This window comes from Vibrio sp. (assembly GCF_984391705.1).
Genome location: NZ_CFHWOM010000012.1, coordinates 23,922 through 45,571, shown reverse-complemented (window position 1 = coordinate 45,571; position 21,650 = coordinate 23,922). Strand labels below are relative to the sequence as shown.

The 21,650-nt window shown below is 44.3% G+C and carries 18 protein-coding genes; 8 read left to right on the top strand and 10 right to left on the bottom strand.

Annotated elements, in window-relative coordinates; genetic code table 11:
- Positions 1-67 precede the first annotated feature (67 nt).
- Complete coding sequence (locus AC4MRV_RS09865; RefSeq protein WP_491187178.1) at positions 68-2,098, top strand: methyl-accepting chemotaxis protein; 2,031 nt, start codon at positions 68-70, stop codon at positions 2,096-2,098.
- Between the two features lie 6 nt (positions 2,099-2,104).
- On the opposite strand, the gene AC4MRV_RS09860 is transcribed toward AC4MRV_RS09865, so the two are convergent.
- Entirely contained in the window at positions 2,105-2,893 is a 789-nt protein-coding gene (locus AC4MRV_RS09860; RefSeq protein ID WP_491187177.1) for a sterol desaturase family protein, read from the bottom strand.
- A gap of 81 nt (positions 2,894-2,974) precedes the next feature.
- Here AC4MRV_RS09860 and AC4MRV_RS09855 point away from each other — a divergent pair, with 81 nt between their 5' ends.
- The 4 genes from AC4MRV_RS09855 to AC4MRV_RS09840 all read left to right on the top strand — a co-directional run bounded on the left by AC4MRV_RS09855 (position 2,975) and on the right by AC4MRV_RS09840 (position 5,803).
- A complete protein-coding gene (locus AC4MRV_RS09855; RefSeq protein ID WP_491187176.1) occupies positions 2,975-3,715 on the top strand; it encodes a tRNA-uridine aminocarboxypropyltransferase in 741 nt (246 codons plus the stop codon).
- 144 nt (positions 3,716-3,859) lie between these two features.
- The gene (nagK, locus tag AC4MRV_RS09850) at positions 3,860-4,768 is read left to right on the top strand and encodes an N-acetylglucosamine kinase (protein ID WP_491187175.1); all 909 of its coding nucleotides are present in this window, start codon (positions 3,860-3,862) and stop codon (positions 4,766-4,768) included.
- Between the two features lie 71 nt (positions 4,769-4,839).
- On the top strand, positions 4,840-5,313 hold the full coding sequence (locus tag AC4MRV_RS09845; RefSeq protein ID WP_491187174.1) for a GNAT family N-acetyltransferase: 474 nt from the start codon (positions 4,840-4,842) through the stop codon (positions 5,311-5,313).
- Positions 5,314-5,344: 31 nt separating this feature from the next.
- Positions 5,345-5,803, top strand: a complete 459-nt coding sequence (locus AC4MRV_RS09840) for a GNAT family N-acetyltransferase (protein ID WP_491187173.1) — start codon at positions 5,345-5,347, stop codon at positions 5,801-5,803.
- 40 nt (positions 5,804-5,843) lie between these two features.
- Here the strand turns inward: AC4MRV_RS09840 and AC4MRV_RS09835 are convergent, their stop codons facing one another.
- The 6 genes from AC4MRV_RS09835 to AC4MRV_RS09810 form a co-directional block, all read right to left on the bottom strand.
- Positions 5,844-6,110: a DUF2960 domain-containing protein gene (locus AC4MRV_RS09835; protein ID WP_039479445.1), complete on the bottom strand. Its 267-nt coding sequence runs from the start codon at positions 6,108-6,110 to the stop codon at positions 5,844-5,846.
- Positions 6,111-6,172: 62 nt separating this feature from the next.
- Positions 6,173-7,951: a bifunctional molybdopterin-guanine dinucleotide biosynthesis adaptor protein MobB/molybdopterin molybdotransferase MoeA gene (locus tag AC4MRV_RS09830; RefSeq protein ID WP_491187172.1), complete on the bottom strand. Its 1,779-nt coding sequence runs from the start codon at positions 7,949-7,951 to the stop codon at positions 6,173-6,175.
- A complete protein-coding gene (gene mobA / locus AC4MRV_RS09825; protein WP_491187171.1) occupies positions 7,948-8,535 on the bottom strand; it encodes a molybdenum cofactor guanylyltransferase MobA in 588 nt (195 codons plus the stop codon). Before mobA ends, AC4MRV_RS09830 begins: the two co-directional genes overlap by 4 nt.
- The gene (locus AC4MRV_RS09820; protein ID WP_491187170.1) at positions 8,513-9,229 is read right to left on the bottom strand and encodes an energy-coupling factor ABC transporter ATP-binding protein; all 717 of its coding nucleotides are present in this window, start codon (positions 9,227-9,229) and stop codon (positions 8,513-8,515) included. Before AC4MRV_RS09820 ends, mobA begins: the two co-directional genes overlap by 23 nt.
- 9 nt (positions 9,230-9,238) lie before the next feature.
- Positions 9,239-9,937: an ABC transporter permease gene (locus AC4MRV_RS09815; protein WP_491187169.1), complete on the bottom strand. Its 699-nt coding sequence runs from the start codon at positions 9,935-9,937 to the stop codon at positions 9,239-9,241.
- Between the two features lie 6 nt (positions 9,938-9,943).
- A complete protein-coding gene (locus AC4MRV_RS09810) occupies positions 9,944-10,762 on the bottom strand; it encodes an ABC transporter substrate-binding protein (protein ID WP_491187168.1) in 819 nt (272 codons plus the stop codon).
- Positions 10,763-11,017: 255 nt separating this feature from the next.
- Between AC4MRV_RS09810 and AC4MRV_RS09805 the strand changes: the two genes are divergently transcribed.
- Both AC4MRV_RS09805 and AC4MRV_RS09800 read left to right on the top strand, forming a co-directional pair.
- Positions 11,018-12,463: a sigma-54-dependent transcriptional regulator gene (locus tag AC4MRV_RS09805; protein WP_491187167.1), complete on the top strand. Its 1,446-nt coding sequence runs from the start codon at positions 11,018-11,020 to the stop codon at positions 12,461-12,463.
- Positions 12,453-14,480 (top strand): sensor histidine kinase, encoded by a 2,028-nt coding sequence (locus AC4MRV_RS09800; protein ID WP_491187166.1) that lies wholly within the window; start codon positions 12,453-12,455, stop codon positions 14,478-14,480. The genes AC4MRV_RS09805 and AC4MRV_RS09800 overlap by 11 nt, the downstream gene beginning before the upstream one ends.
- 52 nt (positions 14,481-14,532) lie before the next feature.
- Here AC4MRV_RS09800 and AC4MRV_RS09795 read toward each other — a convergent pair whose 3' ends face one another.
- Complete coding sequence (locus tag AC4MRV_RS09795) at positions 14,533-15,411, bottom strand: mechanosensitive ion channel family protein (protein WP_491187165.1); 879 nt, start codon at positions 15,409-15,411, stop codon at positions 14,533-14,535.
- 1 nt (position 15,412) lies between these two features.
- Positions 15,413-17,758: an ATP-binding protein gene (locus tag AC4MRV_RS09790; protein ID WP_491187164.1), complete on the bottom strand. Its 2,346-nt coding sequence runs from the start codon at positions 17,756-17,758 to the stop codon at positions 15,413-15,415.
- 225 nt (positions 17,759-17,983) lie between these two features.
- Here AC4MRV_RS09790 and AC4MRV_RS09785 point away from each other — a divergent pair, with 225 nt between their 5' ends.
- Complete coding sequence (locus AC4MRV_RS09785; protein WP_491187163.1) at positions 17,984-19,576, top strand: ABC-F family ATPase; 1,593 nt, start codon at positions 17,984-17,986, stop codon at positions 19,574-19,576.
- Positions 19,577-19,648: 72 nt separating this feature from the next.
- On the opposite strand, the gene AC4MRV_RS09780 is transcribed toward AC4MRV_RS09785, so the two are convergent.
- Complete coding sequence (locus tag AC4MRV_RS09780; RefSeq protein WP_491187162.1) at positions 19,649-21,538, bottom strand: methyl-accepting chemotaxis protein; 1,890 nt, start codon at positions 21,536-21,538, stop codon at positions 19,649-19,651.
- Positions 21,539-21,650 lie beyond the last annotated feature (112 nt).

Below are 21,650 nucleotides of genomic sequence, written 5' to 3'. Positions count from 1 at the left end.
TTATTGTAACAGCCGCTAAATAGTATCCGCGATATAAACTTACGTACTAACTTAGGTCAGGCTCCACATGGCTCAGTCACAAGGCAAGCGATCGCTATCACTTATTCAGTCACTTAGCGCAATCTTTATTACCATCACTTTACTTGTCGTTACGCTTTCTGTCACCACTGTCAAAGGTATAGAGCGAATCAGCGCTCAATTTGACGCACTTTCTGACAATGCACTTCCGCTTTCTATGACGAATGCAAAGCTCACTCAAACCATTCTAGAGCATGTAAAGCAGTTAAGTTACAGTCGGCAAGTTGAGTCATTAGCGGAACTTGAGCAAATCGAGCAACAAACCGATTACCTTGTCCAAGTAAGCAAACAATTGGTTCAAACGGTCGTGGAGAATTCTTCAACGTTTTCGCAAGCGGTCTCTTCTCAAGAACTTGACGCTTTAAGGGCGAATATTGATGCGCTCAGCCATAACACAGACAACATACTCGAAACTCAAAAACAGCTCTTGTTAATGCAGGAAAAAATAGACAGTGAAGTTGCAGGTTTTCGTTATGGTTTAAGCTCCATAGGACCAGAAATGAATCGGATTAGCTCCTTCTTGACCAATGACAACCCTGAATCTGCGGACGCAGCAAACCGCTTTATCGCAAGTGCGAGTTCAATGGAGAGTACATTTCTCGTTCTTATGATGCAGACCGACCTCAATAAAGCACAAACCGAGTTTAAGGAGATGCGTAATCGTATTGCTGGTATACAACTGGCGTTTGACGACTTCGAAGCATGGCATCCAGATGTAAAAGAATTTGCGAGCCTTATCGCCCCGTACGAAATGGTAAACGCGGGTTTCAAACCACAGGGCGTATTGCAGCAGATCTTAACAAAACTAGAGCTTATTCAGGTACAGAGGCAACTGAACAATGAAGTGGTTACGTCGGCCAACAGCACAGTAGAGATGCTCAATTCAATCTCGGCAAGCGCTGAAGGCATTGTTCTTACAAGCCAACAAGAAGTTTCAAACACAATCAGTAGCATTGGGTTGGTTGCGTTAGTCAGTGGTGGTGTATTAGTAGCGTTAATTGTCTGCTCTTGGTTAATACTCCGAGTATGGGTAAACCGAGGCCTCAAAAATGTACTTTTAAACCTAGAGCGCCTTACGGAGTATGACCTAACGAGTCAGGCAGTACTTAAAGGTCCATTCGAGATGAAGGAGGTCGCGCGACAATTGAATAAGGTGGTCGAATCAACCAACGAGTCTATTACCGGCGTTACGCGAAATTGTGAAACCTTGTATCAAACCGCTGAAATTAGTCATGGGGCGGCTGAGTCTTCGAATCAAAGTCTTATGATTCAAAATCAGTCTTTAGCGATGATGGTTGAAACGCTGGTTGAACTAGAGCAGTCCATTAATGAGATTTCGACGGTGACCAACGAATCTTATTCTGAATCCAAATTGGCGGCTAAGCATTCAAGTCATGGCGTAAAAGCCATTGAGCAAAACCAGCAGCGCTTGCAGTCTTTGGAAGAGTCGCTAAACCTCAATGATACCTCGATGGAGGAACTTGATAATAAGGTGAAACAAATTCGGGAAATGGTTGATATGATTGCAGGCATTGCTGAAAGCACCAATTTACTTGCTCTCAACGCAGCGATTGAGGCGGCAAGAGCGGGAGAGCAGGGAAGAGGCTTTGCCGTAGTTGCCGATGAGGTAAGAAAACTTGCAAGTGATACCTCTCAACAAACATCGAATATTCGCGATCGGATGAACGAACTTGTAGCGGCTGCGGATCATTCTCGCACCGCCGTTAATAACTCGCGGATTGAAATGGCCCATGCACTGGAGTCTAGCGATTTAGTGAAAGCTGCGTTTAATGATATTGATTCCGCGGTTAATCAGATCCGAGAGCGCGTGGAAAAGGTATCAATTGCGACGCAAGAGCAGCAAAGAGCAACGGCAGAAGTGAGTGATGCAGTGGCAAAAGTATCCGATCAAGGTGTGAAAACCAAAATGCAACTTGAGTCTATGGTAGAGAGCGCTCAGCAGGTTTCAAACATTGCCGGCCATCAACAAACGCAATTACATAAGTATCTACTGATTTAATAGCGTTTATTTGCTTCTGAAAGGCTGGGTAAGCATCTTATCTAGCCTTTGTTCCTTTTGGGATTGGAACATTGGAATACCGATTTTTACGTCTTCATGTCCTAGTGCTGGCTGAGCTCGATAAGTGCCAAACCAATGATCCCAAATCGATAAGAAGAAACCAAAATTTGAGTGCGTTTCTTTAACAATCACAGAATGATGAACTCGATGCATATCTGGTGTGACGATCAGCTTTCTCATTCTTCGGTCCGCGTTTAGCGGCAGTTTGGCATTGCTGTGATTAAACATCGCACTGGCATTTAGGATGATTTCGAACACGACAATCGCAATAGGAGAAACTCCGAGGAGAAAAATGAAACCGATTTTAATCCACATAGACAAGATGATTTCAATGGGGTGAAAACGCGTTCCTGTCGTAACGTCGATATCTTGATCGGCATGATGCATTCTGTGTAAACGCCAGAGCCAAGGAACATGATGAAAAACGAGATGTTGAAGATAGATGGCTAAGTCTAACAAAATCACGCTTGCAACGAGTGCTATAGGCCAAGGAAGATCAAGCCAGTGAAATACGCCAAACTGTAAGTTGCTAGCTCTAATAGCGGCTTCAACGGCGAGTAGTGGCATGAATAAACTTAGGCAAAGGGAGTTAAACGCTATGAGTCCAAGGTTATTTGCCCATCGATAGAGCTTATTTTGAGTCAGCTTTTTTCTTGGGGTCAGCCATTCCCACAGAGCGCATGCGCCAAGTACTGATAGAAAAATGCTTAAGCGAATCAATTCAGGGTTTTGCATAGGAGGCTTTCCGTACTTTAGCTTGCAACTCTCAGTTTGCAGGGTACACTTTGCACCCTTTGTCATTATCACTGAAATTCTATGAGAGTCCACGCTTTTCATCATCTCTACCAACGCCGATTGGCTCAATCGACCAAACCGTTTAATGCGCGTGGCTGCAAGGTTCAGCGCTGCCAGTATTGCCAAGTTTCGCGGCAATATTGCATCTGCCAATACCAACCAGATATTGACTCAAGTGTCGCTGTGATGCTGCTACTTTCTGATAATGAAGTGTTTAAACCTAGCAATACAGGCCGATTGATATTAGATACGATTAAAGAGGGCTACGCATACCAATGGAGCCGAACCGAACCAGAACCTGATATGCTCGCACTATTGGACAACGAGGCCTATCAACCTATTGTCGTTTTTCCAGATGAGTATGTAGAGGATAAGTCGCGGCTGATCACAACCAATACACGCGAATTTTGCGCTGGCAAAAGGCCACTATTGATCTTCCTCGATGGTAGTTGGCGGGAGGCTAGACGTATCTTTCGTAAATCGCCTTGTCTTAATCGACTGCCAGTCCTTTCTATTCAGCCTGATGCTGTATCTCAATACATGATGCGTCGTTCTGACAATGAACAGCACCTCGCAACCGCAGAAGTCGCTGCACTTGTGCTCAATGAGGTTGACGAACGTAAAGCAGGTCAAACCTTATCAATATGGTTTGATGCATTCAAAGAGAGCTATCTAATGAGCAAGACGCGTTTAAAGGTAGACAAACAGCGTCCGGCGCTGAAACATTTCATCTCTGAAGTCGAAAACGAGAAATCTGTCTAAAAGTTGAGGGATTGTTGGCGATAGTCTGCGCATTTAATACGAGGCGGCAATTAAATCAGTTATAGGTCACGGATTGTAGGCGTAGCTATATGGATAATGAATCAGTTTTTGATTTTATGAATTGGTATTAATGGGAGAGAGCCAATGTATTACGGCTTTGACGTTGGTGGCACTAAGATTGAGTTTGGTGCGTTTAATGACAAACTTGAACGAGTAGCAACAGAGCGTGTACCAACGCCGACGGATGATTATGCTCTATTGATCGAGACGATCGCAGGGCTAGTGGCAAAGTATGACCAAGAGTTTAGCTGTGAAGGTAAAATCGGTTTGGGTTTGCCTGGTATGGAAGACGCGGATGATGCGACCGTACTAACAGTAAATGTTCCTGCTGCGAAAGGTAAAACGTTACGTGCAGATCTGGAAGCTAAAATTGGCCGTACCGTTAAAATTGAAAATGATGCAAACTGTTTCGCGCTTTCTGAAGCATGGGACGAAGAGCTGCAAGATGCGCCATCAGTGATGGGGCTTATTCTTGGTACTGGCTTTGGTGGCGGCTTGATCTATGAAGGCAAAGTATTCTCTGGCCGCAATAACGTTGCCGGTGAGCTTGGCCATATGCGTCTTCCTATCGATGCATGGTTTCACTTGGGAGAGAATGCGCCTCTGCTAGGTTGTGGTTGTGGCAAAAAAGGATGTTTAGATAGCTACCTTTCTGGCCGTGGTTTCGAGTTGATTTACGAACACTACTTCGGTGAGAAGAAAAAAGCGGTTGAGATCATTAAAGCGCATGCGGAAGGAGAAACGAAAGCCGTTGAGCATGTCGAACGTTTTATGGAGCTACTCGCGATTTGTTTTGCTAACATCTTCACAGGCAATGACCCTCATGTTGTTGCATTAGGTGGTGGCTTATCTAACTTTGACCTTATCTACGAAGAGATGCCTAAACGCATTCCTAAGTACCTTCTATCTGTTGCGAAATGTCCTAAGATCGTTAAAGCCAAACATGGTGATTCAGGTGGCGTCCGTGGTGCCGCATTCCTAAATATCAAATAGTCTTGATTTGATTGGAAAAATTTGAGAGCTTGCCTAGGCAAGCTCTTTTTTATTGCAGTAAGGAAACCGCAATGGTGTTAAAACCGTTTTTGACTCAAGACTTCCCTCAATTAATTCAGTGGATTGATTCCGCCGAGCTCAATTACTTGTGGGGTGGGCCGGCATTTGATTACCCACTCACGAGTAAACAGCTTTCAACGCATTTAGCTCAATCTCAAGTAAGCGCGTATTTGTTTAAAGATGCGGAAGAAGCCGTTGGATACGTTGAGCTGTTCGAACAAAGCTTCTTTTGCGCGCGGGTTTGTCGAGTCTTTGTGGCGAAAAGCCATCGTGGTAAAGGGGTTGCCCAGTCAATGATGCAGGCATTGTTTACTATTGGGAAAGATCGTGGTTATACACAACTCAATTTATGTGTGTTTGCCAATAACCATTCAGCGCTCACATGCAATCAACTACTTGGTTTCAATGAAGATAGTCGGGAGCTAGGTACGCGTCAGTTTGAAGGAAAAAACTGGGAGCTTGTCTATATGAGTAAAGAGCTATAAGTCATTTTGAGATAACCATTTGGAGACCAGCATGATACGAGAGTTTGATCCATCAGAGGCGCATGATCTCTGGCTGCTTTATTTCAATACGATAAGAACAGTAAACATTCGCGACTATACCCAAGAGCAGGTTGAAGTATGGGCTAAAGATGACTTATCTCCACAGGTATGGGCTGAAAAAATGAACGCGATATCACCGTTTGTTTGTATCAGAGAGGGAGTTATTACGGGGTATTCCGATCTACAGCCTGATGGGCTTATTGATCATTTCTTTTGTCATCATGAATATCAAGGTCAAGGTGTGGGCAAAGAGATGATGGAGAAAATTCATGCTCTAGCACATGAGCAGGGCATTAGACTGCTTTATTCAAATGTCAGTATTACTGCGAGGCCTTTTTATGAGCGTTTTGGCTTTGTTGCTGTGAAAGAACAACACAATGAAAAAGATGGTGAAATATTGATTAATTACCGAATGGAGAAATCGTTGTAAAGCAGAGCCACCGGGCTCTGCTTTCGAGAAGAAATAGGTCTTATTTGTTTTTCTTACCAACACCTAAATTTTCTTTTTGTTGCAATGTCAGCTTTTCAAAGCCCAACTTTCTAAAGTGGTTATCACGGTAGTTACGCACCGCTTTTGTGTCTGATACCGCTTCAATTTGTTGTTCCATTTTCAGGTACTGAGAAATATCGATACCTTCCGCTTCCGCGACCGCTTCATGAATATTGCGGTGCTTTTCGTAGGAAAAGGTAAGGGTCTTGTCTTCACCTTTGTAGGTGTAAAGGATGGTACGAGCCATAAAGATCTCTCAAATAGTGGTAAAAAAATTTAAGGCCGACAAAGCGGCCTTAAGTTTATGGGCTAGATTCTGCCTTGAAGCGGGATAATTGTCACGCTTTCACCGGCTTTTACTGTGTCGACAGAGGGAGAAATCTCAATTAAACAATTGGCTTCACTCATGGAGCGTAGTATTCCAGAACCTTGTTTGCCTGTGGTTCTTACCGTAAGTTGTCCGTTGGTATCCAGTTCATACACGCCACGACTAAATTCGGTACGTCCCTGACGAGAACGAAGATTTTCAGTTGCTATTGCGTTTACCTTAAGAGGTTGCCAGTTTTGTTCGCCTTGCATTTTTCTTAGCGCAGGCTCAACAAAATTAATAAAAGACACCATGACTGCAACTGGGTTGCCAGGTAAACCAAAGAAAGGCTTTTGATTAATTTGGCCAAAGGCAAGAGGTCGGCCTGGGCGCATGTTTATACGCCAGAAGTCAATTTGTCCTAACTTATCCAGCGCTAATTTGATGTAATCCGCGTCTCCAACAGAAACACCGCCAGAAGTTATCACGACATCAGCTTCCTGAGAGGCTTTCTCTAGTGCTTCAATCATCAGATTTTCATTGTCTTCAAGAATTCCAAAGTCGATGATTTCGCAACCTAGCTTCTCAAGCATTCCCATTATGGTGAAACGATTTGAGTCATAGATGGAATTGGCTTTTTGCTCACTGCCTGGTGCTTGAACTTCGTCGCCTGTAGAAAACACAGCAACTTTGAGTTTACGATATACAGAGCATGCACCAAAGCCGAGCGATGCCATCATCCCCATTTCAGGAGAGGAGATACGTTGACCTTGATTGAATACATCACTGCCTAGTTTCAAATCTTCACCAGCTTGACGAACGTTCTGACCAGCTTTAATCGTTGCTTCACCAAAGGTGACATTGTCACCATCTTGTATCGCTTGCTCGCGCATGACCACAGTGTCACCTAACATTGGAGTCGGTGCGCCAGTCATGATCTTAACAGCTTGGCCTTTTTCTAAAGGTAGTTCGCAGGCGTGTCCTGCGAGAACCTCAGCAACAACCTTATAGCTATCTCTATCTAAGTCATCACTGCGAACGGCGTAACCATCCATAGCTGAGTTGGTGTATTGAGGGACATTGACTGGGGAGCAAATATCATCGGCCAAAACTCGACCATAGCTGTTCTCGATAGCACATGCTTCGATGGTAGAAACACTATCTACCAAGGACAAAATTTTTTCTTGTCCTTGAGTAACAGATAGAAATGCAGGAGATAGGGTGTCGCAGCATGCTTGTTGTGGAGAACTTGTACTAGGTTTCGTCGCTTGGTGAACGTAATCGACGACGAACCGAGCGATGGCATCAAGATCGTTGATGTTCATTTGCGGTAATGCGGTATCCGATACGTCTTCATCAGCGGCAATTGCGACAATGTTGTCGTCGTTTGGGTATAGCCAAGGCTTTCCAACTTCTTCCCTATGCAGTTCTATTTTTGGGAAGGCGATGTTCTTGCATCCTTCGACTAGGATAACGTCGAGCTTATCGGCATCGAAACGACCAAGAAGATACTCGAATTCAGATTCAGAATCAGGCGTCTCAGTCATCAAAGCATAGCGGTTACGAGAAGAAATAAGCATCTGAGAGGCACCTGCTTTTCGTAATCGGTAACTGTCTTTGCCTTCTTTATCTACATCAAAGTTATGATGAGCATGCTTTAACATACCAATACGCAGACCAGCTTTAGTCAACTTAGGCAATAGAGCTTCTAACAGAGTGGTTTTGCCTGTACCGGAGTAGGCTGCAAATCCAAGAATAGGGATAGAAAGGGAATGTATCATGCGGATAAAGTTCCAAATTGTGCCAGCTCTTCTGGAGTGTTTAAGTTTACGAAACAATCCGGAGAGTCGCTAAAGTCTACGTATGCGGTATTGCACTCTTTATAGAGCAGGATTATTTTGCGATCGCCTCGTTCTAGAAACGCGGTCAGCTTGGGAAGTACTCGCTTGTGATAAAGAGTAAATACAGGCTGTTTATATTCACCGTCATGAGCTACGAGGATATCAGTATCATCTGTTACCGATTGGCAGAAGCGCTGAACCAAATCGGTGTTAATTTGTGGACTGTCACATGGAACAAACCCGACCCAGTCAGTATCAGCGTTTACTAATCCAGCGTGTATGCCGCCCATTGGACCAGGAAAGTGAGCAAATTGATCGCTAAACACTTGGCCAAATTGCGCGTAAGCGTCGTGGTTACGGTTCGCGTTGATTAATATATTTGGTGTTTGAGGAGAAAGTCGTTCAATAACATGTTTTATAAGCGGCTTTTGGTTCAGTTCTATCAGACCTTTATCTTTACCGCCCATACGGCTGGCTTGCCCACCAGCCAAAATAACCCAACTAGTTTGCGTTGGAAGAAGCATAGCTGTTCTCTTGTTTTGCATCAGTGATAACTTGTAACAGCGGAGACTCTATCAAAGTTGTGTCTTTTATCCACCACTGCTTACGACATAATTCGGTTAATGCGTTTTTCTGGTGGCTCGTAATGACAATGCTGGAACCGCGTTCGAGAAGATCTTTCGCCATAATGACTAAACGGTCTATCGACTCTTGATCTAACGAAGCGCTTGGTTCGTCCATCAAAAGTATTGATGGTTTTAAAATCCAGGCTCTTGCCATTGCAACTCGTTGCTTTTCTCCGCCGGACAATACGGAAATATGTTCATCGGCTAATGTTTCTAAGCCTACCATTCGCAAAGCGGTAATGACTTGAGCTCGCTTATCTTTTGGTGAATCTTTTTGAAAACGGATGCCATAAGCAACGTTCTGGTACACGCTTCCATCAAACAGGTAAGGGGATTGGTGCAGATAGATGACGTCTCTTCTTCCTGTACGACTAAAAATACGGTTAATCCAATTGTCGTTAGGTGCGATGATGTCACCAGTTGTCGGCTTAATTAATCCAGATAAGATCTTAAGAAGTGTGGTTTTCCCAACGCCATTGTCGCCTTTTAAATAGATTGCATCGTTAGGGCCAATGGTAAGGTTAGGAATATGAAAAAGTACACGCTCTTTATATCGCATGGACAATTGCTGCGCGCTTATTTTTATCGTCATACAGCGTCCCTATGTTCTTAAGTAGCCTTTACCACGCATCGAGGTAAGGGCAAAGTTGAGTGCTAAAGCCAAAGCAAGTAATACCATGCCAAGGGCGACACCTTGAGCAAACGCACCTTTATGGCTCTCCATTGCAATAGCAGTGGGAATGTTGCGTGTTAGCCCCATGATATTCCCACCGACCATAGTGGAGCAGCCCACCTCGGTCACAATTCTCGAAAAAGCCGCGATGGTAGCTGCCATAAGTGGAAAACGCGTTTCCCAAATCATGGTAGCGGCAATGCGAGTTGGAGATGCTCCAAGTGTAATTGAGGTTTCAATCGCACGACGATCACTTGATTGAAGTGCGCCGTGCATCATTGAAACTAATACGGGAAACCCAATAAGCATCTGACCGACGATCATCGCTTTTTGAGTAAAGAGCATTTGCCAATCGCCCATAGGACCTGCACGTGAAAGGAGCATGTAGAGCAGCAAGCCAATAACGACGGTTGGGATCGCTTGGAGTGTGTTCACAAGCGATAGAAACAACCATTTCCCTCGAAACTCGGTATAAGCAAGAATGAAGGAAAACAGGATTGCTGGCAGCAATACCAAAGATATCGCTGTTAGAGAGACGCTAAAGGAGACCGCAACGATCTCCCATAGTTCTTTGTCCAAGCTCACCAACAAGGCGAGGGCATCAAGGGTGGTTTGCCAAAGGCTCATAGAAGGTTATTTCTCGTTTGCGTTTGCGACAAACAATTGCTTACCGCTCAGCTTAAAGTCGTTAATTAATTGCTGACCCTTCGGGTTAACTAACCAATCACTAAACACTTTTGCGCCTTGGTAGTTGATGGTCGGATAACGTTCAGGATTAACCAAAATTACTTGGTAAGGGTTGAAGAGCTTCTTGTCACCTTGGAACAAGATTTCTAGATCGAGCTTATTGTTGTACGCAAGCCAAGTACCACGGTCAGTCATGGTGTAACCTTGCATCTCATTCGCCATATTTAGCGTTGGGCCCATACCCTGGCCTACGCTACGGTAGCCGCCAAAGTTAGGTTCAATTTTACTTTGCTCCCAAATACCTTTTTCTTTTTTGTGAGTTCCGGAATCGTCACCACGGGAAACAAATGTGACGTTCATGTTGGCAATTTTTTTAAACACTTGCGCGACGTCGTTTGATTGCGAGATCTTCGCGGGATCTTTATGTGGACCAACGATCACAAAGTCGTTGTACATCAGTTTACGAGGCAATACGCCATAGCCTTTCTCCACAAAATTTGCTTCTGCTTTTGGAGCGTGAGTCATTACCAAATCGACATCGCCATTTTCGCCCATTTTTAGAGACTTGCCGGTGCCAGCCGCAATCACATCAACTTTATACCCAGTGTCTTTCTCAAATTGAGGTAGAAGGTAATCAAGTAAACCTGAGTGATATGTACTGGTGGTAGTAGCTAAACGTATGTGAGGTTGCTCGTCTGCAGATGATGCAGAGTAACTAACTAAGGCCAAAGACGCTGTTGCAAGAGTTAAAGTCATTGTTTTCATTATTTTATCATTCCATGTGATGGTACTGACTTGTTTACCTGCTTAGTAAAAAAGCAAGTAATCAAGCTACTATATAGATCGACACGCATATAAAGCAATCTTAGTGCCAATAATATAACCGCTGTAAATCACTAAATATCAATGATTTAGATAACTAAACTTTGATGTGGGACAAAATGTCGCAGATTAGTTTATTTCATTTCTCTAAACCTTGGTACACTCTGTCCCAATTGAAACACAATTAGCCGAGTCATTATGTCCCCAACATTCGATCCCAACAAAGCGTCACAATATCAGGCATTTTCCGTCTTAGTCGTCGATGATGAAGTCGGTATGCAGACCATACTAAACAAAGCGTTAAGTAAGTGGTTTTCTCGCGTCGATACAGCAGGTTCAATCGAAGATGCGGAAACTCTGCGCGTAACGAATCATTACGACTTGATCATTTTGGATATCAATTTACCGGGTCGTTCGGGGATCGATTGGGAAGAAGCATTTACCGATGAAGACCGTAAAGCCGATGTCATCTTTATGACAGGTTACGCTGATCTAGAGACGGCAATTTCAGCGTTAAAGTTGGGGGCGTCTGATTTTATATTAAAACCGTTTAACCTAGAGCAGATGTTGCAGGCGGTTCAGCGCTGTATGGATAAGCGTCTTGCTGAACGCCATCAATATGCATTGAGTCACGACTTTAAGCGTCATATTAAGACTGAAATTGTCGGTGGTTCAGAGAAAACCAAACAGCTTAAACAACTGATCACTCAGTTCGCACCTTCGCGTGCTTCTGTATTGATAGAGGGTGAATCGGGCACTGGTAAAGAGCTGGTGGCGCGTGGAGTACATGAAGCTAGCCAACGGACTGGGCCGTTCGTTCCCATTAACTGCGGTGCTATTGCTCCCGAGTTGTTGGAAAGTGAGCTTTTTGGTCATACATCTGGCGCGTTTACTGGTGCTAAGAAGAATCGTGAAGGCATGTTCCGTGTGGCCAATGGCGGCACTCTATTCTTGGATGAAATTGGCGAGATGCCACTTTCGATGCAATCTGCGCTATTGCGTGTTTTGGAACAAAGAACGATTCGCCCAGTAGGCAGTGAGAAAGAGATCACTATCGATGTACGCATCGTGGCTGCTACCAACCGTAATTTGCAAGAAGAAGTGAACAAAGGCAATTTTCGGCAGGATCTTTTCTACCGGTTGAACGTGTTAAAAATTGACGTTGCGCCACTGCGAGAACGCAAAGCTGACCTTATTGAGTTAGTGCCGTTTTTTACGCGAATGCTGGCAGCCGAACTGGGTATTAGCGATCCAAAGTGGGCGCACGAAGATATTATCGCCATGAATGATTATGATTGGCCAGGCAACATTCGTGAGCTCAAAAACCTGATTGAACGTTGCATCTTGCTTGCTAAGCCTCCTGCGCATTACTGGCGTGAAATAAATGGTGTACCACCTCAACAAAATGTATCCGTAACGGTATCGAGTGGCTGTGAAGTTATCGATTTGCCACAGGGGCGAGATGGTCAAGGCTATCCGAATAGTTGGACGCTTAAAGAAGTTGAAAAAGCGCATATTCAACAGTTGGTCGATTATCATGACGGCAACAAATCAGCAGCAGCACGCGAATTGGGCGTGGCGAGAAAAACGTTAGAGCGCAAATACAAAGAGTGGGATGCAGAGGAGTCGGACTATGCCGAATAGCCGCAGTTTGTGGGGAAAGTGGCGCTACCGGTTTAAAACTATGGTGCGTTATCGACTCATGATCCTAACTTCGGCACCAATATTTCTGACGTTAATGGCGCTAATTGGGATCACCATATACTGGTCTATCCATTATACGTGGCAGAGTGCGTTGCTGGATGTATCTGAACGGTTAGGCGTAGCGGAAAACAGTATTGAACTGATTCAAGAGAAGCAAGCAAACCATGTAAAAGCTTTCTCGGAATCATTTGATTTTGTCTATGGAATCAACCACCTTAATGATTTTGACGACTTTGCTGGCTGGGTGTCTGAACAAAAGCAACGCTATAACTTAGACTTTCTCCGTTTTCATCGGGTAGATACCATTGAGCAAAAGTTTCGCTATCTTGACCTCACGCGAAAAGAGTCATTCTTTGATGTTTTGGATGAAGAAGAGCTCGATGAACTCGACCAAGACCTTGTTAAACGAGCGCAAATACCAATTCTCAACAGCAAAAGGTTAGAAAGTCGTGGGCTAGTAAGCCGCACAGTTGTCACAATTTACAACCAACAAAACGACATCATAGGCTTTCTTGATGGTGGGTTGTTACTTAACAACAGTACAGTGTTGGTGGATCAAATCCGTGATTTGATCTATCCATCCAAAGAGGACAGCTTAAGACCAGTAGGCACGTTAACGGTATTTTTGGATGACCTGCGAGTTAGCACCAATGTACCGTTGGACAGTGGTGACAGAGTTGGACGAGCCATCGGAACACGTGTGTCTGCCGAAGTGAACAGAGCAGTACTTCACGAAGGTAAGGAGTGGGTCAATCGCGCGTTTGTTTATGATGCTTGGTACATCACTGCGTATCAGCCGATACGAGACCAATACGATAACGTCATCGGTATGCTTTACACCGGCTATTTGCTCTGGCCGTTTGTTAAAGCCTATATGACAAATATTGCAGAAATATCAGTCACCACGCTCATGCTGCTCCTTATATCCGGTCTAATGGTCTATCGAGGCTCTCGAGATCTGTTTAACCCAATTGAACACATTCACCGAGTGGTCAAAATGATTCAGATTGGCAAGGAGACCCGTATCGGCCCACTTGGGTTGGACGAAAATCATGAACTAGCCCAACTTGCTAGGCAGTTCGACAATATGCTGGATCTACTGAAACAGCGTAAGAATGAGCTAAAGGATGCCGCGATTGAGCTTGAAGGAAAAGTCGAAGAGCGTACGGCGAGTTTAATGGAGAAAACTGAAGAGCTAGAGCTACATATTCAGTTGCTGAATCAAACACGCGATAAGTTGGTCGTGAACGAGAAATTGGCTGCATTGGGTGAGCTTACCGCTGGAATTGCCCATGAGATTAATAACCCGACAGCCGTTATTCTTGGCAATGTGGAATTGATTCAATTTGAATTGGGTGGCGAAGCGGAACGTGTTAAGGAAGAGATCGAAGCCATTCATGCACAAATCGATCGGATTAGGAATATCACTCGCAGCTTACTTCAATACAGCCGACAAGGTGGTGTTCAAGACGAAATCACATGGCAGCACGTCAACCCTGTCGTGGAAGAAAGTATCACCTTGGTTAAAACCGGAAGTAAAAAGCGAGATATTCAGTTTGAAACTGCGCTTGGTGCAAAAACGTCCGTCGAAGTAAACCGTCACCAGCTATTGCAAATATTGGTTAATCTTCAAATGAACGGCATTCATGCAATGGAAGGCAAGGGTAAATTAACGATTACCACAGAGGATTGGTTAAAAGACGGAAATTGTGTCGGAGCGATCATTCATGTCAAAGATCAGGGATGTGGTATTAAAGAAGAGAATTTAAAACGTATCTTCTCACCTTTTTATACGACTAAGCGTGAAGGTACGGGGTTGGGGTTATCTGTTTCTCAAAGTATTCTCAGTCAAACGGGCGGAGAATTGAAAGTTGAATCGCAGTGGGGCGAGGGCGCGACGTTTAGTATATACCTGCCACAGCGCGCAGAGACAGACTTCAAAATCACTAACCTGTAATTATCGTCTGATAAAATCAAGGCGGAGCCAACAAGCTCCGCCTTTTTGTATTCTACCCAGCGTTTACAACAATCTTGGGTGGGCGAATACCATGTTTTTTGAACTCTTTCATCACGCGAAGGGTAATGTCGGTTTCAAACAGCTTCTCGTACGCAGTATCAACGACATAGGCTTTACAGGTTAACTGAATCGCCAAGTAGTTATCAGTAATCGTCTGCTTTACTAAAACTGTGACAGGCTTTGGTAGGTGAATATAACGGCTCGAAGAAGCGGCTTCCTGAATCAGATCCCTTGCGAGGGTAATATCTTCATCAAGTCCGACATAAAAGGGGATAACGACTTGCATATCGAGCGCGCCGTAGTTACCACTTACGGTGACTTCGTTTAAGAACTTGTTGTTTGGAATCGTAATGATGTCATCATTTAGAGTACGCATACGAACAGAACGCAGACCAATGGCGATGATGTCACCATAGTTGCCCTCAAACGTGACGCGGTCACCCACCTGGAAAGGTCTATCCACCATCACAGTCATACCAGCGATGAATGATGCAGCCAGATCCTTTAATGCAAAGCCGACAGACACAGCTAACGTACCACCTATCAAAGCAAGTATCTGATCATTGATACGAAAACTCATCATGAAGACCAAGATACCTGCGCTCATATAGATGAAGAACTGCATAAACGACTGCAGTTTTTGCAATAGCATACGGTACTGAGCGAACTGACTACCGATGCTTTCCACCATAGAGTTAATGAACTTGAGCAATAGCCAAGTTGCAGCAATGACCAGCAGCGAGAAAAACACGCCGCTCCAACGAATCAAGCTTGCGATTTGACCTATGTTCTCAACACTTGCCATCTCCTCTGTTGCTAGAGCAGGAAACGCAGCGGCAAGGCCAATTAAAATAGACAGAATTCTTTTCATTTTACTTCACCAATAAATGCTGACGGTCGAGAACGTTTGTGATGTGACGGAACCAGTGATCAGATACCCGCGCCTTATCTTCAACCCATTCGATATAGCCACGGCTTTGGAAATAGCGCAGCGTGCCAGTAATTTCAGCAATACTGACCTGAGTGCAGTCAGAGAGTACTTCAGGTGAAGCAATTTCGAGTTGAACAATAGAGCGTAAAACAGCAAGCATAGGCTTGGGCATTTTCTCCAACTCTTGAGACTCAGGTGCTCGGAATAGACGAATGTAGACTTGCTCCGAACTCTTATCGCGATTCAAAGATAAACGGAAAAACCTTAGCGCAACGGTTGGGTTGCCGTCCGAATAATGCCATAGGATACGGTAGAAACCTTGCTTAGCTCGCTCTTCTTCTGTGACTTCTTCTTGGTCCCACTGTTTTGGCACAACCAGTCCTTCAAAGGATACTTGTTTTTGCTCAGGTTGGTTTATGCGCGTATCAAGTAGTTGATTAACCTGTTTTTCGGTCCAACGCGGTAGGAAGCAAACCAAATCGAACAAGAGTCTTTCGCCACGAGCGCGGTCGACAAACCGCCAACTTGCTTTTTCGATGGCAATCACTACGCGATGATTCTTTTTAGATCGACGCAGTAGATTCGTAAGGCGAATAAGATCAGATAGCCCGCCCACCATAGGTTTTACGAGGCGTTGAGCATTATCTACAGCAATTAAATAGGTTGTTTCGCTTTTACGCAAATGCGCGAGAATTTGAATTTCTGTCGCATCCTCGTCTAGCCCTAAGCTTACGGCCAAATGAGTGAGTAGTTCTGCGTAACCTGAATAGGGACAGCTTAAGTAAATTGGCTCAGCGTTTTTGACTTTATTGAGTAGTGAACGCAGCAATGTGGTTGTACCAACCCCTCGTTCACCGGATACAACACAAATTGCCGGGCTGTCTGTCATCAAGTATTTGGAAAGCTGCTGAACTTCGTCGCCAGCATAGTCAATCAGAGTACTGTTGAAGTTACCAGGACGAACATAGTCAAAGGTTTCATCGCCTTTCACTCTCACCAAGTTAGCTTGGCCATTATTGTTACCAGTCTGTTTTGCGACTTCGATTCTAAACAAGTAAGCCAGTGCTTGGCTAAAGAAGCTGTAGTTTGACAGGGCGGCAACAACACGATGCTTAAAGTTGTGTATTGTCAACCAAACCATTGCGATAGCGGTCGCTGGGATGTTTAAGAGAAACGATTCTTTACGACTTACAGCCCAGTTAACCCACACAGGTCGGTCAGAAAGAGGCTCAACTGTCTGGAATACTTTATTGCGCCACAAGCGAAGTACTGACACCGTGACTAACACAAACCAAGCGTAAAGCGCGCTGTATATCCAGTAGTAAATAGTGCCTTTACCTAGAGTACGCATCGAGATTTGTAGTATCACACCCGCTACAATAGCGCTCCATACATAGCGACGAATTGTAGATAAACGTAGTGCTATGACTTCTTGGCTTGAACTACGACTGTTGCGATAAGCAAACTCTAGGATAAAGCTAATAGCGATAGAGCCACCTAAAATCCACCAAGTGAAGATCTCTAGAATGATCAAATGTTGAAGGCTAGGGATTTGTGACAGAACTCTAAGTGATAACGTAATCGCAATGAGCCAAGCAATGGCGCGATGAGCGCGGCTTACATACCAAATTAAACGAACCCATAGCGGCGGCTTAGGATTATTCTCAAGCTGAGTCTGTTTGAATAAACTAATTAGGCGCTTGCTATTGGCGAGCCACCATACTAAGCCAAAGTAGATAAATAGCACCTTCAAACCTGCCCATATTACTGGGATCGGTGAAATGAGCACTTCGCTTAATAGCGATTTAAAACTGCGCAATTGGAAATAGGCGAGATACTCGATATTTAAACGTGTCTGTAGCCATTCTTGTTTAAACTGAGTTACCCCATAAGGGCCAAATCCTGTCAATTTGTCACGATGTACAGGATCGGTCAGGGTTAACAATTGTTCTTTGCTTCGTCCTAGGCTAGTCAGCGTTAGGTAGCTTGATTCAGTGTCGAACCAAGTATCGTCTCCCCCTTTATGGCGGTACTGACTTAAGTGATCTTTAAACAAAGTAATTTGCTTCTTTTGCTCCGCTGTAACTGCATTCAAAAGCTGGTTGACCTTGCGTCGGTCTTTCTCTGTCATAAACAACGGTTCAGGAAGCTGTGAAATCTCCAGCTCAATATCTGAACTGACGGCATCAACTTCCGGCAAAGCTTGAAAATCGTATTGCCAGTTAGCAAATGCTGGAGCAATATTCATTAAGCTAACAACACACAAAAAGCGTAGGAAAAAACGCATAAAAATCTCTTATAACTTATGAGGTTAGAGTTAGTTTAGCCTGTTTCAATATGAAATCGAGTGAATCCCCGGCTAATTTTAGGCGGACGACTATATTCTTAACTTTGCGTCGAGTGTCATATTGATGTCATTAATTCAACATGCAGCAAAGTTAAAACAAGACTTGAAGTTATTCGCGGTAAACAGTAGTGTGGCGCGGTTTTTCATCATTTAAAGGTAAACACATTGATTTCCACTAATAACATTACGCAGCAATTTGGTGCTAAGCCGCTGTTTGAAAATATTTCGGTAAAATTCGGTGAAGGTAACCGCTACGGTCTTATTGGTGCAAATGGTTGTGGCAAATCAACCTTTATGAAGATCCTAAGTGGTGAGCTAGAGCCAACGGGTGGTAACGTAAGTTATGATCCTAACGAGCGTGTTGCTAAGCTTAACCAGGACCAATTCGCGTACGAAGAGTTCACGGTAATCGATACGGTTATTATGGGCTACAAAGAGCTTTGGGAAGTAAAGAAAGAGCGTGACCGCATTTATTCTCTGCCAGAAATGACAGAAGAAGAAGGCATGCTTGTTGCTGATCTTGAAGTTCAGTTCGCTGAAATGGATGGCTACATGGCGGATGCAAAGGCTGGTGAGCTTCTACTTGCGGTAGGTATCCCAGAAGAGCAGCATTACGGCTTAATGAGCGAAGTAGCACCAGGTTGGAAACTGCGTGTTCTTCTTGCACAGGTTCTTTTCGCTGACCCGCACATCATGCTGCTTGACGAACCGACCAACAACTTGGATATGGACACCATTCGCTGGCTGGAAGAAACACTTAACCAGCGTAACTGTACAATGATCATCATCTCGCACGACCGTCACTTCTTAAACTCTGTATGTACGCATATGGCAGATTTAGACTATGGTGAGTTGCGTGTTTACCACGGTAACTACGATGAGTACATGACAGCAGCGACGCAAGCTCGTGAACGTCTGCTGTCAGATAACGCGAAGAAGAAAGCACAAATTGCTGAGCTACAAACGTTCGTTGCGCGTTTCTCTGCAAACGCGTCAAAAGCGAAGCAAGCAACGTCTCGTGCAAAACAGATCGATAAGATCCAGCTTGATGAAGTAAAAGCATCAAGCCGTCAAAACCCGTTCATCCGTTTTGAGCAGTCTAAAGAGCTGTTCCGTAACGCGCTGATCGTTGAGAACTTAAGCCAAGGCTTTGAAGACGACCTGTTCAATAACTTTGATGCGATTTTCGAAGTGGGTGAGCGCGTTGCTATTATTGGCGAGAACGGTGTGGGCAAAACAACCTTACTCAACACACTAGCGGGCGTACTTAAACCACGTACAGGTGAGTACAAATGGTCAGAAAACTCAAACATTGGTTACTACGCTCAAGACCATGCACATGACTTCGAAGAAGACATGAACCTGATGGATTGGATGGGCCAATGGCGCCAAGAGGGCGATGACGAGCAAGTACTACGTAGTTTCCTTGGTCGTATGCTGTTCTCACAGGATGACATCAAAAAGTCTGTGAAGGTGCTTTCTGGTGGTGAGCAAGGCCGCATGTTACTTGGTAAGCTTCAAATGCATAAACCAAATATGCTGCTGATGGACGAACCAACTAACCACATGGACATGGAATCAATTGAATCGTTGAATACTGCTCTTGAGCAATACAAGGGAACGCTTTTCTTCGTATCGCACGACCGTGTATTCGTTGACTCGCTAGCAACACGTATTCTTGAGATTAAAGATGGCAAGATTCACGATTTCCGCGGTACTTACGCAGAATTCTTAAAAGCGCGCGGTATTGACGGTTAATTAAGACCGTAAATTTGATTTGATAAAAGAGCCTCACTATTGAGGCTCTTTTTCTATCTAGGGTTACACTATCTAATATTTAAACTGAGCGACAATCCCTTCTAGCTTATGACTCACTCCCGACACCTGCTCACTACACTTCACTGAACCAGAAACAATTTCATAGGTGTTTCCCGCTAGGTGGGCTATTTCGGTAATGTTGCGATCTATCTCTGATGAAACCGCGGATTGCTCTTCCGAAGCGGTCGCTATCTGCGTGTTCATATCGAACATTTCACTAATTTGCTCACTGATACCTTCAATTGCTTGTACAACCTCGTGGGTATGCGTGTTCGTTGTCCTTGCTTGCTCGGCGCTGGATGCCATTTTAGCCACAGTTTGAGAGATGCCGCTTGTAAGGCCTTGAATGGTTGATTCGATTTGGTGGGTGGAATCGTTTGTCATCAAAGAGAGTTGACGCACTTCATCGGCGACTACCGCAAAGCCTCTACCGCTTTCTCCCGCGCGAGCTGCTTCGATAGCTGCATTTAGGGCGAGTAAATTAGTTTGCTCTGCAATACTTTGAATAGTCGAAATAACCTGGTTGATCTCTCTACTTTGTTCTTCAAGCGCCATGATATGAGCTTGAGATTCTTCGATGCTTTCGGCTAAATTATCAATACGATCGCCAGTCTTGTGGGTCATGTTGAGAGCATTCTGCGCTTCACTTTTTACTCGCTCCGCGTTTTGTGCGGCTGATTCGATATTGGCTGTGATCTCGTTAGTTGTCATCACTAGCTCATTAACTGCCGTCGCAACGGATTCAGATTCCAGCTTTTGTTGCTCGGCATTTTTCATACTTTGTATTGCTGCGTTTTCAGAACTGCATGAACTGTCACTCAGGACGTTCATAACGGATGCTAGATCTTTGATATGTCCATGAAGGCTAGCAATGAACAAGTCAAACGAGTTAGCCAAGCTTGCAAGCTCATCATTGCCTTTGGCGTTCATCCTTACCGTTAAATCACCGTTACCACTGGCAATTTGTTTCATTAACGCATTAATGGCTTTAATTCGACCAAGGATGCTGCGTCCAATCAAAAACAGTAAGCTAGACAATGTTATTACTATTCCAGCTCCAATGGCATGCAGCTGGTTTTTAATATCGCTGCTGGCTTGCACAATTGCGGCGTTTATTTCCGATTGCAGTCCGGCAATGGCTTCTTCCGTTTTGTGCACGTTTTCTCTTAGGCTTCCACGTAACCCTTCATTTGCGCTAAGACCTAGCTCAGTCGTTACGGAAATATGCTGCTCCAGTTGCTCTCTGTATCGATTAAACGCAACTAGTACATCCGAAGGGAGCCCAGAAAACTGTTCAAACTGCAGTATTGATTGGCTAAGAGCTTCTATGCTTTGTTGGTTGGGGGTTGCAAGGTATGTGAGATCAGCTTCAACCAACTCTAATAGAGCGACCTTGAGGAGAAAGTTTTCGTGACTGGAGGCAATACTCTTTAGCAGCTCTCTTTCCCGTGCAACAAGAGCGTTTAAACTGGGCTCAACGCCTCTAGCGTGAAGTAGATTCAGCTTCTCCGCTAGTTGATGGAACTGTACTTGATATTGATTGAGGGTAGAAACGATCTGACTACCTTGTCGAGTCAGGTTGAGCTGATGTTGATTAAGGGTATTTTGTAAGTCTTTTATTCGCTTAGACAGTTCAACAAATGTCGTATCAAAACGAGCGACATATTTGCTGTCTTTGCGAGCGAGGAAATCTTTTTCATGACGACGCAACATAAGCAAGTCGACGGAGCTACTTAAGTTTTCGCTTGCAGCATGTTCTAGAGAGGAGAGTGTGGCTAAACTTTTTTGTTCGTAGAAGGCGTAAATACCAACACCAACGAGTAGAGTAAGATTAATCAAGATCAGCTTCATTCTGATCGACAAAGATAGCGAAAAACGCTGTTGTTCGGGTGCTCCAGCCATGGACACCTCCCATTGTTAAGCCTGTTGACGTTGTAGAACCACTGATTGATATGATTTATGACAATTTTATTTCAGCGGTTATACAACTAATAGCTTATGGAAGGGGGTTTGC

Bases quoted from the DNA above. Each gene is read 5' to 3' on its own strand.
- AC4MRV_RS09840 (WP_491187173.1), top strand. From the start codon at position 5,345: ATGATACGAGAGTTTGATCCATCAGAGGCGCATGATCTCTGGCTGCTT.
- AC4MRV_RS09805 (WP_491187167.1), top strand. From the start codon at position 11,018: ATGTCCCCAACATTCGATCCCAACAAAGCGTCACAATATCAGGCATTT.
- mobA (WP_491187171.1), bottom strand. From the start codon at position 8,535: ATGCTTCTTCCAACGCAAACTAGTTGGGTTATTTTGGCTGGTGGGCAA.
- AC4MRV_RS09800 (WP_491187166.1), top strand. From the start codon at position 12,453: ATGCCGAATAGCCGCAGTTTGTGGGGAAAGTGGCGCTACCGGTTTAAA.
- AC4MRV_RS09810 (WP_491187168.1), bottom strand. From the start codon at position 10,762: ATGAAAACAATGACTTTAACTCTTGCAACAGCGTCTTTGGCCTTAGTT.
- AC4MRV_RS09780 (WP_491187162.1), bottom strand. From the start codon at position 21,538: ATGGCTGGAGCACCCGAACAACAGCGTTTTTCGCTATCTTTGTCGATC.
- AC4MRV_RS09835 (WP_039479445.1), bottom strand. From the start codon at position 6,110: ATGGCTCGTACCATCCTTTACACCTACAAAGGTGAAGACAAGACCCTT.
- AC4MRV_RS09845 (WP_491187174.1), top strand. From the start codon at position 4,840: ATGGTGTTAAAACCGTTTTTGACTCAAGACTTCCCTCAATTAATTCAG.
- AC4MRV_RS09865 (WP_491187178.1), top strand. From the start codon at position 68: ATGGCTCAGTCACAAGGCAAGCGATCGCTATCACTTATTCAGTCACTT.
- AC4MRV_RS09820 (WP_491187170.1), bottom strand. From the start codon at position 9,229: ATGACGATAAAAATAAGCGCGCAGCAATTGTCCATGCGATATAAAGAG.
- AC4MRV_RS09815 (WP_491187169.1), bottom strand. From the start codon at position 9,937: ATGAGCCTTTGGCAAACCACCCTTGATGCCCTCGCCTTGTTGGTGAGC.
- AC4MRV_RS09860 (WP_491187177.1), bottom strand. From the start codon at position 2,893: ATGCAAAACCCTGAATTGATTCGCTTAAGCATTTTTCTATCAGTACTT.
- AC4MRV_RS09830 (WP_491187172.1), bottom strand. From the start codon at position 7,951: ATGATACATTCCCTTTCTATCCCTATTCTTGGATTTGCAGCCTACTCC.
- AC4MRV_RS09795 (WP_491187165.1), bottom strand. From the start codon at position 15,411: ATGAAAAGAATTCTGTCTATTTTAATTGGCCTTGCCGCTGCGTTTCCT.
- AC4MRV_RS09790 (WP_491187164.1), bottom strand. From the start codon at position 17,758: ATGCGTTTTTTCCTACGCTTTTTGTGTGTTGTTAGCTTAATGAATATT.
- nagK (WP_491187175.1), top strand. From the start codon at position 3,860: ATGTATTACGGCTTTGACGTTGGTGGCACTAAGATTGAGTTTGGTGCG.
- AC4MRV_RS09855 (WP_491187176.1), top strand. From the start codon at position 2,975: ATGAGAGTCCACGCTTTTCATCATCTCTACCAACGCCGATTGGCTCAA.